The following is a 13,419-nucleotide window of genomic DNA, read 5'->3' as shown; positions in this document are numbered from 1 at the left end:
GCCCGTTCGTGAGGCCGGCCGGGCGCGCCGCCACCGCCGCCCGTGACGACCCGGCGAAGACCGGTTGGCGGAGCCGTTACGCTGGATGCGTGGCAGTCGTCGATGTATCCGAAGAGCTGAAGTCCCTCTCCTCGACCATGGAGTCGATCGAGGCCGTCCTGGACCTCGACAGGCTGAGGGCAGACATCGCCGTGCTCGAGGAGCAGGCGGCCGCGCCCTCCCTCTGGGACAACCCGGACGAGGCGCAGAAGATCACCAGCAAGCTTTCCCACCTCCAGGCCGAGGTGCGGAAGGCCGAGGCCCTGCGCGGCCGGATCGACGATCTCGGCGTGCTCTTCGAGATGGCCGAGGAGGAGGACGACCCGGACACCCGTGCCGAGGCCGAGTCCGAGCTCACGGCCGTGAAGAAGGCGCTGGACGAGATGGAGGTCCGCACGCTGCTCTCCGGCGAGTACGACTCCCGTGAGGCGCTGGTCAACATCCGCGCCGAGGCCGGTGGCGTGGACGCCGCCGACTTCGCCGAGAAGCTCCAGCGCATGTACCTGCGCTGGGCCGAGCAGCACGGCTACAAGACCGAGGTCTACGAGACGTCGTACGCGGAGGAGGCCGGCATCAAGTCGACCACCTTCGCCGTCCAGGTGCCGTACGCCTACGGCACCCTCTCCGTCGAGCAGGGCACGCACCGGCTGGTGCGCATCTCGCCCTTCGACAACCAGGGGCGCCGCCAGACCTCCTTCGCGGGCGTCGAGATCCTCCCCGTGGTCGAGCAGACCGACCACATCGAGATCGACGAGTCCGAGCTGCGGGTGGACGTGTACCGCTCGTCCGGACCCGGTGGCCAGGGCGTCAACACCACCGACTCCGCGGTGCGGCTCACCCACCTCCCCACCGGCATCGTGGTCTCCTGCCAGAACGAGCGCTCCCAGATCCAGAACAAGGCCACCGCGATGAACGTCCTCCAGGCCAAGCTGCTGGAGCGGCGCCGCCAGGAGGAGCAGGCCAAGATGGACGCCCTCAAGGGCGACGGCGGCAACTCCTGGGGCAACCAGATGCGTTCGTACGTGCTGCACCCCTACCAGATGGTCAAGGACCTGCGCACCGAGCACGAGGTGGGCAACCCCGAGGCCGTGTTCAACGGCGAGATCGACGGTTTCCTGGAGGCCGGCATTCGCTGGCGCAAGCAGCAGGAGAAATAGCGCCAAGCGGAGACACCGCTTTGTCGACAAGGCAACTGCCGCCCCTCGGGCGGCGGTTGCCTTTCGTCTTCCCCGTGTCTGCCGGTGATGTCTGGGTTTTGCATCACACTCACACCCTTTGTGTCCGGCATACGTCCCGTACCCGGACATCGCGTACGCAATGGCCTTGACGTTGCTTTGAACATTCGCAAGGGTGAGCGCGGCATGCGTATTTCTGGGGCGCATGTGAACCGGGGGGCCTCAGCACAGCTACCTCCGTCGATCACGGCCCCCGAGTGCGGCCTCACTGACTATTTCGGCTACTGGGGGTAGCAACTACATGACGAAGAAGACGCGGATTCGTGTCGCGCGGATAGCGGCCGGCGCGGTGATCGCCGCCGGTGCCTCGCTGACCGCCGCGGGCGCCGCCTCGGCGCTCGACATCGGTGTGAGCGCGGGTGTCGGTGACACCAACGTCGAGCTCGGCGTGAGCGCCGGAGACGACACCGCAGGAACCACACAGGGTACGTCCGAGGGTGCCTCGGTCGGCGTGACCGAGGGCACCTCCAGCGGTGCGTCGCAGGGCACGTCCACGGGCACGTCGCAGGGCACCTCCACCGGTACGTCCACGGGTACGTCCCAGGGCACGTCCACGGGCACGTCTACCGGTACGTCCCAGGGCACGTCCACCGGTACGTCCACGGGCACGTCCACCGGTACGTCGCAGGGCACCTCCACCGGTGCGTCCACGGGTACGTCCCAGGGCACCTCCACCGGTACGTCCACCGGTACGTCGCAGGGCACGTCCACGGGCACGTCCCAGGGCACGTCCCAGGGCACCTCCACCGGTACCTCTCAGGGTGGCGGCAACGGCGGTTCCGGTAACAACGGCGGTTCCGGCGACAACGGCGGTAACGGTAACGGCGGCGGCTCCGGCGGCTCCGGCGGCAACGGCGGCGGCAACGGTGGCGGCGGTAACGGCGGCGGCTCCGGCGGCAACGGTGGTGGCGGCAACGGTGGCGACAGCTCCGGCGGCACCACCCCCGACGGTGGCGGCAACGACAACGTCACCCAGGACGAGGGCTCCTCGGCCCTGACCGACACCGGCGACGAGGCCCCGGCCTCCGACACCACCGCCCAGGGCAGCGGTGACGAGCTCGCCGAGACCGGCGCCGCGGAGACCACCTTCCTGCTGGTCGGCGCCGCCACGATGATCGCCGGTGGCATCGGCTTCCGCCTGCTGCCGCGCATGATGAACGGCCGCGGCGGCGCGGCTGCCTGAGGGTAGCCGTCCGCGTACGCACGGCGCACGCAAGTGGAGGGGCCCGGAGCGCACATCGCTCCGGGCCCCTTCCCTGTCCGCCTCCAGGGGGCCCTGCGGCCCCTCTGCGGGCGTCAGACGGTCTGGTGGGCCAGCAGGGCCACCGCCGCGATCAGCACCGCCAGCAGCGCGATCAGCGTCATGGGATTCAGCCCCGCGAAGAAGTTGCCCTGCTGCAGCCGCTCGCGGTTCGCCCGGCACACCGGGCACCGGCCCTCGCTCACGGGCGCCGCGCAGTTCGCGCACACCAACCGGTCGTACGTCATGCGCTCACCCTCCTTGCCGCCGGCTCCGTCAGGACAACGCCCGCACCGACGCGAACGTTCCCCCCTCCACTGTGCCAGGTTCCGTGGGGTGCCGCGCGCCCTCCCCGCCGGGCCGGAACCGGGCAGGGCCACCGGACAGGGCGAGGACAAAACGCGCAACTGTCACGCAACCCCGACCGGCGACTGCGGTCCGCTCCCCGCTTCGCGTAGGGTCACGCTCATCTACCCCCGGCGACCCGTGGTGCATCCGTGATCCGATTCGACAACGTCTCCAAGGTCTACCCCAAACAGAGCCACCCAGCCCTCAGGGACGTCTCCCTCGAGGTCGAGAAGGGCGAGTTCGTCTTCCTCGTGGGGTCCTCCGGCTCCGGAAAGTCCACCTTCCTACGGCTGATCCTCCGCGAGGAGCGGTGCAGCCACGGCCAAGTGCACGTCCTGGGCAAGGACCTCGCCCGCCTGTCCAACTGGAAGGTGCCGCAGATGCGGCGCCAGCTGGGGACGGTCTTCCAGGACTTCCGCCTGCTGCCGAACAAGACGGTCGGCGAGAACGTCGCCTTCGCCCAGGAGGTCATCGGCAAGTCCCGCGGCGAGATCCGCAAGTCCGTGCCGCAGGTGCTCGACCTCGTCGGGCTCGGCGGCAAGGAGGACCGCAGGCCGGGTGAGCTGTCCGGTGGTGAGCAGCAGCGCGTCGCCATCGCGCGTGCCTTCGTCAACCGGCCCAAACTGCTGATCGCCGACGAGCCCACGGGCAACCTCGACCCGCAGACCTCCGTCGGCATCATGAAGCTGCTCGACCGCATCAACCGGACGGGCACCACCGTGATCATGGCCACCCACGACCAGAACATCGTGGACCAGATGCGCAAGCGCGTCATCGAGCTGGAGAAGGGCCGCCTCGTCCGCGACCAGGCGCGCGGCGTCTACGGCTACCAGCACTGACGAGGAACGGAAAGGCTTAACGAGACGCCATGCGCGCCCAGTTCGTGCTCTCGGAGATCGGTGTCGGTCTTCGCCGCAATCTGACGATGACCTTCGCGGTGATCGTCTCCGTCGCCCTGTCCCTGGCCCTGTTCGGCGGTTCGCTGCTGATGAGCGACCAGGTCAACACCATGAAGGGCTACTGGTACGACAAGGTCAACGTCACGGTCTACCTCTGCAACAAGAGTGACGCGAAGTCCGACCCCGCCTGCGCCAAGGGCGCGGTGACCGAGGACCAGAAGAAGCAGATCCTGGCCGACCTCGACGAGATGAGCGTCGTCGAGAAGGTGACGTACGAGTCGCAGGACGAGGCGTACAAGCACTACAAGGAGCAGTTCGGCGACTCGCCGCTGGCCAGCTCGCTCACGCCGGACCAGATGCAGGAGTCGTACCGCGTCAAGCTGAAGGACCCGGAGAAGTACCAGGTCATCGCGACCGCTTTCGACGGCCGGGACGGCGTGCAGTCCGTGGCGGACCAGCGCAGCACCCTGGACAACCTCTTCGAGCTCCTCAACGGCATGAACTGGGCGGCGCGCGCGGTGATGGCGCTCATGCTGGTCGTCGCCCTGATGCTGATCGTCAACACGGTGCGCGTCTCGGCGTTCAGTCGGCGGCGCGAGACCGGCATCATGCGGCTGGTCGGCGCCTCGGGCTTCTACATCCAGGCGCCGTTCATCATGGAGGCGGCGGTCGCCGGACTCATCGGCGGCGCGGTCGCCTGCGGTTTCCTGGTGACCGCGCGGTACTTCATCATCGACCACGGACTCGCCCTGTCCGAGAAGCTGGCCCTGATCGACTTCATCGGCTGGGACGCCCTGTTGACGAAGCTGCCGCTCATCCTGGCCACCAGTCTGCTGATGCCCGCGTTGGCCGCGTTCTTCGCGTTGCGCAAGTACCTGAAGGTGTGACACAAGTCGAGAGGGCCGAACGGTCAAGCGACCGTTCGGCCCTCTCGCGTTGTCCTAGACTCACCGGCATGTCAGGTCGTGACCCGCTCCGTCAGCCCCGCCGCGCACGCCACGGGGCCGCCCTGACCTTGCTGTTCGCAAGCGTTCTCGTCACGGGCGCGGCCACCGGCTCGTTTCCCGAGGGCGATCGGAAGTCCCCGTCCGACACGGCCCGTTCGGCCGCCCCGGCCGGACACCACGAGGACGTGGCCCGGGCGGCGGCCGAGGCGATGGCCGACGGCGAGTCCCCCGTGGAGGCCGCCGAACGCGCCGTCAGCCGCAGCGGGGACCGCTGGGGCGCCGTCTACTCCCAGGTCGAGTACGAGGAGTTGGAGGAGTCCCTCGACGGCCGGTACACCGGTGTCGGACTCTCCGCGCGCCGTGAACGCGGCGGTCGCATCGAGGTGACGAACGTGCGCTCCGGCTCGCCCGCCGCCGACGCCGGGGTCCGCGAGGGCGACCGGCTGCGCAGCGTCGACGGCCGGCGGGTCGACGGGCGTCCCGTCACCGAGGTCGTCTCCCTCCTGCGCGGCGACGCCGAGGACGAGCCCGCCGGCACCGTCGTCCGGCTCGGGCTGGAACGCGGCACGCGCGCGTGGACCGAGACCGTGCGGCGGGCGCGGCTGTCCACGGACTCCGTGACCGTGCGCACGCTCGCCGACGGGGTCACCGTCGTCCACGTCGTCTCCTTCACCAAGGGCGTCGGCGAACGGGTGCGCGCCGCCGTGGAGCGGGTCCCGGCCGGCACCGGCGTCGTCCTCGACCTGCGCGGAAACTCCGGCGGCCTGGTCGCCGAGGCCGTCACCGCGGCCTCCGCCTTCCTCGACGGCGGCCTCGTCGCCACGTACGACGTCGAGGGCGACGAGCGCGCCCTGCACGCCGAACCCGGCGGTGACACCACCAGACCCCTGGTCGCACTCGTCGACGGCGGCACGATGAGCGCGGCCGAACTCCTCACCGGAGCTCTCCAGGACCGCGGACGTGCGGTCGTCCTGGGCTCGCGCACCTTCGGCAAGGGCTCGGTGCAGATGCCGAGCCGGCTGCCCGGCGGCTCCGTGGCCGAGCTCACGGTCGGGCACTACCGCACGCCCTCCGGCCGCGGCGTCGACGGCACGGGCATCACGCCCGACCTGGAGGTCGACCCGACGGACCCGGCCGTCCTGGAGCGGGCGGAGACGGTGCTGAGCGGCCTGGGACGCTAGGCACGCGCCCTGCGGCCCCCGCTGCGAAATCTGCTTTCCGCGGGCCCCCTCCGTAGTGCCAAAATGGGCTGCACTATGGCTAAGGAAAAAGGGCGCAAGCTGATCGCGCAGAACAAGAAGGCGCGGCACGACTACCAGATCCTCGACACGTACGAGGCCGGCCTGGTCCTGTCCGGGACCGAGGTGAAGTCGCTGCGCCAGGGGCGGGCGTCGCTGGTCGACGGCTTCGTGCAGCTGGACGGACACGAGGCGTGGCTGCACAACGTGCACGTGCCGGAGTACAGCCAGGGCACCTGGACCAACCACAGCGCCCGTCGCAAGCGGAAGCTGCTGCTGCACCGTGTGGAGATCGACAAGCTGGAGGCGAAGTCCCAGGAGAGCGGTCACACGATCGTGCCCCTGGCGCTGTACTTCAAGGACGGCCGGGCCAAGGTCGAGATCGCGCTGGCGCGCGGCAAGAAGGAGTACGACAAGCGGCAGACCCTGCGGGAGAAGCAGGACCGGCGCGAGGCGGAGCGGACGATCTCGGCGATCCGGCGCAAGCAGCGGGCCTGACCCCGGGAATACGCTGGCACGGGTGTGCGTTGGTCACGTACGATGGCACCTGCACCTCGTAGCGGGTGTGAGCCTCTGCGGAGGTTTTGAAAAATCAACATGGGGATGATCGGTTTCGACAGCGGTTGTCGAAGCAGGGGAAGCGTGTCGAGGAAGCGGCCATGATCTCGTAAACCACAGGCCGAAAAAAATAATCGCCAACACCAAGCGCGATTCCTCCCAGCAGGCCTTCGCCCTCGCTGCCTGATCTCAGGTAGCAGAGCGAGCCTCCTACTAAGGGAGTGTCAGCCCGGGGCTGTTCCCGACCCGGATCCTGGCATCAGCTAGGGGACTAAACCTTGATCCCGGTCACGGGGTGAAAAGGGAAACCAAACAGTGACTGAGCCCGTCGGAGACTTGTCCGCGTGATCTCCGGGGCTGAGAAAATCGCAGCGGACTGCACACGGAGAAGCCCTGGTTCCGCACCGTTGGACGCGGGTTCGATTCCCGCCATCTCCACAATTCCCATGTGGGCCAAGGCCCCGTCGCTCAGCGCGGCGGGGCCTTTGTCATGCCCGGACGCCCGTCATGCCCGGACACCTGTCACACCCGTACGGCGGCCGTGCTCGCGCGGATGGTCAGGCGGGGTGCGAGCAGTGTGGTGCGGGGAACGGGGGCGCCCGCGAGCTTCCTCATGACCAGCTCCACCGCCCGGGTGCCGGCCTCGGCGGCCGGGACGGCGACCGCGGTGACGGGGACGCGGACCGCGGCGGCGTGCTCGTCGGGGCAGATCGCCGCGACGGACAGATCGCCGGGTACCCGCAGTCCGAGGCGTTCGAAGGCATCGATCAGCGGCTCCAGCAGGGGCTCGTTGTGGACGACGACGCCGGTCGGCGCGGGCTGGGCGCGCAGCAGCCGCTCGGCGACACCCCGGGCGGCCTCGGCGGCGGCCTCGGGGGCAGACCCGCACGGGTGCACGGACGAGAGCAGCCCCGCGCGGTCGGCGGCGGCCGTGAAGCCGCTCACCACCCGAGGGGCGAACGCGGTCTGCCGGACGTACGCCTCCGGCGGCGACCCGACCAGCGCCACCACCCGGTGGCCGAGCCCCGCAAGATGCTCCACACACGCCTCGCCGGCCGCGTGGAAGTCGAGGTCGATGCAGGTCAGGCCGTCCGGTTCGGCGGGCAGGCCGATCAGTACGGCCGGCCGGCCGAGCGTACGCAGCCACGGCAGGCGGGGGTCGTGCGGCTGTACGTCCATCACGATCAGCGCGTCCGCGGCCGACCACGCGCCGTGCCCGTCCTCCTCCCGGGTGAGCAGCAGCACGTCGTGGTCGTACGTCCGGGCCGCCGCCACCACGGACGTCGCGAAGCCCATCACCACCGGCAGGTGGACGGCGGCGCGCAGCGGAAGAGCCAGCGCCAGCACCCGGGATCCGGCGTCGCCGCGTGCCCGCGGGTCCGTGTACGGCCGGTAGCCCAGCTCCCGGACGGCCGCCTCGACGCGCCGCCGGGTCGCGTCGGAGATCGGCCGTTTCCCGCTGAGCGCGTACGACACGGTGCTGGGGGAGACCCCGGCCCGCCGCGCCACATCGGTGATCCTCGCCATCAGTCCGCCTCCGGTGTCACCGCACGACACAATGCCGTCAACATTTCGGTTCCTCCGGGGCCGCCGAGCCTTCGAAGCGCTTCGACGGAGGAAGGTAGGCGGGGGCGGCGGGGTCGTCAATGGGGTGGACGGGATCGGTGAGGCGGAGGCGGGAGGGGCCGGGTGGGGCGGGCTCAGTGGTGGCGGGGGGAACGGCCGGGCAGGGGGAGCAGCGTGAGGAGGAGGGCCGCCGCGGCCGCCGTGACCGGTACGCCGTAGGCGGCCGTGGGGGAGGCGTGTTCCACCGTCCAGCCGCCCACCGCGCTGCCGCAGGCGATCCCGCCGAGCAGACCGGTGACGGCGAGGGTCATGCCCTCGTTGAGGCGGCCCTCGGGGGTGCGGTGCTGGACCAGGGTCATGGTGGTCACCATCGTCGGGGCGGTCGCCATGCCCGCGATCAGCAGCGTCGCGGCGAGGAGCGGGAGGGAGCCGGTGAGGGACGCCGCGAGCAGGGGCAGCGTGAGCAGTGTCGTCATCGCGGCCACGCACCACGGCAGGCGGTCCTCGACCGGTCCGGTCGGCTTCAGCGCGCCGTACAGCAGGCCCGCCGCGCAGGAACCGGCCGCCTGCAGAGCGAGGACCACACCGGCGGCCGTACGGTGCCCCTGTGCGTCCGCGAAGGCGATCGTGACGACCTCCAGGGCGCCGAAGATCCCGCCCATCGCCAGGCAGACCGCCAGCAGCGGGGGTATGCCGGGCGCGCGGAGGGGTGCCTTGGTGCGGGGGCGCGGCAGGGCCGGCGGTTCGGTCGAGCGCTGGGCGGTGAAGAGCAGCATGCCGGTCACCAGCAGCACCACGCCGACGAGCGTGCCCGCCTCCGGGAACAGCGCCGTGCACAGGGCCGCCGCGAGCACCGGCCCGAGCATGAAGCACAGCTCGTCCGCGGCCTGTTCGAAGGAGTTCGCGGTGTGCAGGCCGTCGGTGTCGCCCCGCAGCAGGTGGGCCCAGCGGGCCCGGGCCATGCCGCCGGTGTTGGGGGTCGTGGCGGTGGCGGCGTAGGCGGCGAACAGCGTCCAGTTCGGGGCGTCGTACCGCACGCACAGCAGCAGGGCGAGTGAGCCGAGGGCGGCGACCAGGGTGGCGGGCAGGGCCACCCTGGCCTGGCCGTGCCGGTCCACGAGCCGCGCGGTCCACGGGGCGACCAGGGCCGTCGCCGCCAGCCCGGTCGCGGTGACGGCACCGGCGAGGGCGTACGAGCCGCGGGTACCGGCGATCATCACGACCGCGCTCACGCTGAACATGCCCATGGGCAGCCGGGCCAGGAGATTCCCGATGGTGAACGCTCGGGCCCCGGGGGTGGAGAGAAGCCGCCGGTACGGGCCGGGCGGCCGGCGCCGGGTGCGGGGGTGGAAGTCGGCGACGACGAGGGTGTCGGCGGTCATGGTGACGAAGGTGGTCTGCGGAAACGGGCGTTCAGGGGACGGATGCGGCATGCGTCCACCGTCGCCCGGGGCCGATCGATCGGTCCAACACCTTCTCCCTCCCCATTCACGCACTCCTGTTGTAGGTTCGCCGGATGCCCGCACCCGCCCCGCTGGACCCCCGCCTTCTGCGGGCCTTCGTCACCGTCGCCGAGGACCTGCACTTCACCCGCGCCGCCGCCCGCCTGTACGTCGCCCAGCAGGCGCTCAGCCGGGACGTGCGGCGCCTGGAGCGGGAGTTGGGCGTCGAGCTGTTCGTGCGGACCACGCGGCAGGTGACGCTGACGGCCGACGGCGAGCGGCTGCTGCCGTACGCCCGTCGCGTCCTCGAGGCGCAGGACGAGCTGCTGGCCGCTTTCGGGCAGGCCCGCCCGCTGCTGGTGGACGTCAACTCCCCGGGGCTGGTCACCGGACGCCTGGTCCTGGAACGGGCCCGCGCGCTCGCTCCGGAGCACGAGCTGATGGCGCGCTACGAGAGCGGGCTGACGGGTGCCGCCGCCGAACTGCTCGCCGGCCGCCTCGACGCGTCGTTCGGCCGGTTCGCGGGCCTGACCCCCGCGCTGCGGGCGGGACTCGACCACCAGCCGGTCCGCTGCGAACCCATGGCGGTGGTGCTGCCCGGCGACCACCCGCTGGCGAGGCTGCCCGAGGTGCCGCTCGCCGCGCTGGCGGGCGAGACCGTGTACGCCGGGGCCGGCAATCCGCGGACGCCCGAGTGGACCGAGCTCGCGCACCGCCTGTTCGAGGGACGCGGCATCGACGTGGCGCCGCCCGCTCCGCTGGCCGTCGGGGACGAGGAGTTCCAGCGGGTCATGGACAAGTCGGGCTACCCGGTGCTCGCCGTGGTCAGTTTCCCGGCCATCGGTTCGACCGTCGTGCGCCCGCTCGTCGACCCCGTGCCGCTGTCGCCGGTGTCACTGGTCTGGCGAAAGGGGCTGGTGCATCCGGCGTTCGACGCGCTCCGCCGGGCGGTCGCCCAGCTCACGGCCGAAAAGGGCTGGCTCCGCATCCCCGCCGGAGGGTGGATTCCGGCCACCGACGCCGCTGTGATGTCCGTCCACAACTGACACGCGGCATCCCCGCGTTCCGCGCGTGCGTGGAGTCGCGTGCGCGGAGTCGTGTGCGCGCCCGGGAACCGAGGCGCAGGCCCCGACGGCGGCCGGACGGTGGGCAGCGCCCCGCCCACCGGCACTGATGTCACGTCGGTGGTCGCCGCCCCGGCTCCGCGTTTCCGCTGCGCTCCGTACAGACCCGGCCAAGCGCCCCGACCCGGTACCGCGGGGGCGCCTCCCGTGCGAGACTGCCCCGGTTGCGGAAGTGAACGGTGCGGCGTGAGCCGGTCAGGGGGACATGTGGGATGAGCAAGCGGCAGACACAGAAGATGCTGCGGCTGATGGCGAGCGGAGAGCCGGTCGAGCTCACCAGCCCGATGGCGTCCGTGAAGAAGCTCGCCCGGCTCGCCTTCGTCGCCCAGCAGTTCGGGTACGAGTACGCCGACGTGCGGCAGGGCGGCGGGAACAACAGCCAGCTCAAGATGGTGATCGTGCCGGACCCCAGCCCGCAGGCCCGGGCCCGGGCGGCGCAGAACTGGGCGCAGTACCCGAACGCCGGCGACGGGGTCTCGGTGCCGCCCCTCGTGCCGGACGCCTTCGAGCTCCTCAAGGCCCGCATCAACTTCGACCTCACCGGCAAGAGCGCCGAGAAGCGGATGGGGTACGGCGCGCTCGGTGTCACCGTCGCCTGCGCGGTCCTCGGGTTCCGCGCAGGTGGTCGGGCCGGCGACTTCGTCATGGCCGCGATCATCTGGGTGTGTGTTCTGGCGCTGCTGGGTGTCGGCTTCCTCGTCACCCGTAAACGCAACGCCAAGTTCGCGGCCCGACTGCAGGCCGCCGGTTTCGTGCCGGTGACGGAGGAGACGGGGCGGGTGCGGTACCTGGCGCCGGGGGCGCAACCGCCCGGGCACGGGAACCCGTTCGGGGGCGGACCCGTCGCCGCGGGTGCGCCGTACGGCTACCCGGCGCCCGGCGCGCCCGTGATGCCCGGCGCGCCCGTGACGTCGGGTGGTTACGCAGCGCCCGGCGGTCACGGACAACCCGCCCCCGGTCCGTACGCCCCGCAGCAGCCGTATCCGGCACAGGCGGCCTTCGGCCGGCCGCAGCCGTACGCGCACCACCAACCGCAGCCGTATGCGCATCCCCAGCAGCCCCCGCACCCCCAGCAGCCCCCGCCCCCTCAGCAGTACGGCCAGCCCCAGCAGCCCCCACACCCTCAGCAGTACGGCCGGCCCCACCGCCAGCAGAACCCCCACTGGCACCCCCAGCCCACTCAACCCCCCCAGCCCCCGCAGGCCTGAGCGCGACCTCTCACCCGGCCGCCCGGCGGGGTGAGAGCAACGTTCCCTCGCGGTCATCCACAGCCCCACCGGCCCGAAACGCGTCCTGCCTACCTTCGGTGCGGTCGAGCTGTGGAGCACCGTGGAGGCGTCATGAAAGTCCCTGGCGGCCGCTGGATCCAGCACTGGGATCCCGAGGACGAGACCTTCTGGAAGGAGACGGGGGAGCGGATCGCGCGGCGGAACCTGTTCTTCTCCGTCCTCTCCGAGCACATCGGGTTCTCGGTCTGGACGCTGTGGTCCGTGCTGGTGCTCTTCATGGGGCCGGAGTACGGGCTGACACCGGCCGACAAGTTCCTGCTGACGTCCGTGGTGACCCTGGTCGGGGCCGTCGTTCGCGTGCCCTACACCTTCGCCGTCGCCCTCTTCGGCGGCCGGAACTGGACGATCGTCTCCGCCGGACTGCTGCTCCTGCCGACCGTCGCGGCCTTCGTGGTGATGGAGCCGGGGACGTCCTTCTCCACCTTCCTGCTCGTGGGCCTCCTGGCCGGTATCGGCGGCGGCAACTTCGCCTCCTCCATGACCAACATCAACGCCTTCTTCCCGCTCAGGAAGAAGGGCTGGGCGCTCGGCCTCAACGCCGGGGGCGGCAACATCGGCGTGCCGGTCATCCAGCTCGCGGCGCTCGCCATCATCGGGGCGAGCGGTGGGCCGCGGGTGCTGCTCGGCATCTACATCCCGCTGATCCTGGTGGCCGCCGTCCTCGCCGCCTGCTTCATGGACAACCTCGCCTCGGTGAAGAACGACACCGGGGCCGCCAAGGACGCCGCCCGGGACGCCCACACCTGGATCATGGCCGTGCTGTACATCGGCACGTTCGGCTCGTTCATCGGGTACAGCTTCGCCTTCGGGCAGGTGCTCCAGACCCAGTTCGGGCGGACCCCGCTCCAGGCGGCCTACCTGACCTTCATCGGGCCGCTGCTCGGCTCACTGATCCGGCCGCTGGGCGGCAGGCTCGCCGACCGGTACGGCGGCGCGCGGATCACGCTGTGGAACTTCGTCGCGATGGCCGCCGCCACCGCCGTACTCGTCGCCGCCAGCATGGCGAAGTCGCTCGCGCTGTTCGTCGCCGTGTTCGTGGCGCTGTTCGTGCTCAGCGGGCTCGGCAACGGGTCGACGTTCAAGATGATCCCCGGCATCTTCCAGAACAAGGCGCTCGCCAAGGGGCTGACGGGGGAGGAGGCCGTGGCGTACGGGCGGCGGCTCTCCGGCGCCTCCATGGGCCTGATCGGCGCGGTGGGCGCGCTCGGCGGCGTCGCCATCAACCTCGCCTTCCGGCAGTCCTTCCTCTCCGTCGGCTCGGGCACCGGCGCCTTCGTCGCCTTCCTCGCCTACTACGCCGTATGTTTCGCCGTCACGTGGGCGGTATACCTTCGCCGCCCAGCCGTACGGACGCCCGACGGCCCGGCGGGCCCGGCGGAGTCGAAGGCACGGCTCAGCTACGCCGAGGTGTGACGTAACACTGGTGACATGAAGCGGAACCGAGCCTGTCACGCAGCGTTGACAGGCTCGGTCGGTACGTGACCGGGCAGGGCA

General features: G+C 71.0%; 12 protein-coding genes and 1 other RNA gene. 10 read left to right on the top strand and 3 right to left on the bottom strand.

The genetic code is table 11. The features are described 5' to 3' along the window. The first annotated feature begins 89 nt into the window (after nucleotides 1–89). Nucleotides 90–1,196 (top strand): peptide chain release factor 2, encoded by a 1,107-nt coding sequence (gene prfB, locus RM812_RS23055; protein ID WP_311575140.1) that lies wholly within the window; start codon nucleotides 90–92, stop codon nucleotides 1,194–1,196. Nucleotides 1,197–1,515: 319 nt separating this feature from the next. Further along, nucleotides 1,516–2,457: a hypothetical protein gene (locus RM812_RS23050; RefSeq protein WP_311575139.1), complete on the top strand. Its 942-nt coding sequence runs from the start codon at nucleotides 1,516–1,518 to the stop codon at nucleotides 2,455–2,457. 113 nt (nucleotides 2,458–2,570) lie between these two features. Here the strand turns inward: RM812_RS23050 and RM812_RS23045 are convergent, their stop codons facing one another. Beyond that, nucleotides 2,571–2,762 (bottom strand): hypothetical protein, encoded by a 192-nt coding sequence (locus RM812_RS23045; protein WP_311575138.1) that lies wholly within the window; start codon nucleotides 2,760–2,762, stop codon nucleotides 2,571–2,573. Between the two features lie 249 nt (nucleotides 2,763–3,011). On the opposite strand from RM812_RS23045, the gene ftsE reads away from it, so the two are divergent. The 5 genes from ftsE to ssrA all read left to right on the top strand — a co-directional run bounded on the left by ftsE (nucleotide 3,012) and on the right by ssrA (nucleotide 6,945). Next, entirely contained in the window at nucleotides 3,012–3,701 is a 690-nt protein-coding gene (gene ftsE, locus RM812_RS23040; protein WP_043372426.1) for a cell division ATP-binding protein FtsE, read from the top strand. 29 nt (nucleotides 3,702–3,730) lie between these two features. Then, nucleotides 3,731–4,648: a permease-like cell division protein FtsX gene (ftsX, locus tag RM812_RS23035; protein WP_311575137.1), complete on the top strand. Its 918-nt coding sequence runs from the start codon at nucleotides 3,731–3,733 to the stop codon at nucleotides 4,646–4,648. Nucleotides 4,649–4,716: 68 nt separating this feature from the next. Further along, nucleotides 4,717–5,889, top strand: a complete 1,173-nt coding sequence (locus RM812_RS23030; RefSeq protein ID WP_311575136.1) for a S41 family peptidase — start codon at nucleotides 4,717–4,719, stop codon at nucleotides 5,887–5,889. 75 nt (nucleotides 5,890–5,964) lie between these two features. Next, the gene (gene smpB / locus RM812_RS23025) at nucleotides 5,965–6,444 is read left to right on the top strand and encodes an SsrA-binding protein SmpB (RefSeq protein ID WP_311575135.1); all 480 of its coding nucleotides are present in this window, start codon (nucleotides 5,965–5,967) and stop codon (nucleotides 6,442–6,444) included. A gap of 101 nt (nucleotides 6,445–6,545) precedes the next feature. Then, nucleotides 6,546–6,945, top strand: a transfer-messenger RNA (tmRNA) gene (gene ssrA / locus RM812_RS23020). An 81-nt stretch (nucleotides 6,946–7,026) separates the two neighbouring features. On the opposite strand, the gene RM812_RS23015 is transcribed toward ssrA, so the two are convergent. After that, complete coding sequence (locus RM812_RS23015; RefSeq protein ID WP_311575134.1) at nucleotides 7,027–8,031, bottom strand: LacI family DNA-binding transcriptional regulator; 1,005 nt, start codon at nucleotides 8,029–8,031, stop codon at nucleotides 7,027–7,029. Between the two features lie 173 nt (nucleotides 8,032–8,204). Continuing rightward, on the bottom strand, nucleotides 8,205–9,452 hold the full coding sequence (locus RM812_RS23010) for an MFS transporter (protein WP_311575133.1): 1,248 nt from the start codon (nucleotides 9,450–9,452) through the stop codon (nucleotides 8,205–8,207). Nucleotides 9,453–9,586: 134 nt separating this feature from the next. Here RM812_RS23010 and RM812_RS23005 point away from each other — a divergent pair, with 134 nt between their 5' ends. The 3 genes from RM812_RS23005 (at nucleotide 9,587) to RM812_RS22995 (ending at nucleotide 13,338) form a co-directional block, all read left to right on the top strand. Then, a complete protein-coding gene (locus RM812_RS23005; RefSeq protein ID WP_311575132.1) occupies nucleotides 9,587–10,558 on the top strand; it encodes a LysR family transcriptional regulator in 972 nt (323 codons plus the stop codon). A gap of 290 nt (nucleotides 10,559–10,848) precedes the next feature. Further along, entirely contained in the window at nucleotides 10,849–11,844 is a 996-nt protein-coding gene (locus tag RM812_RS23000; protein WP_311575131.1) for a hypothetical protein, read from the top strand. 132 nt (nucleotides 11,845–11,976) lie between these two features. Then, entirely contained in the window at nucleotides 11,977–13,338 is a 1,362-nt protein-coding gene (locus RM812_RS22995; protein ID WP_311575130.1) for a nitrate/nitrite transporter, read from the top strand. Nucleotides 13,339–13,419: the final 81 nt, after the last annotated feature.

The sequence above is a fragment of the Streptomyces lancefieldiae genome (assembly GCF_031845825.1).
GTDB lineage: Bacteria > Actinomycetota > Actinomycetes > Streptomycetales > Streptomycetaceae > Streptomyces > Streptomyces lancefieldiae.
This window is presented reverse-complemented; position numbering and strand designations above follow the sequence as displayed.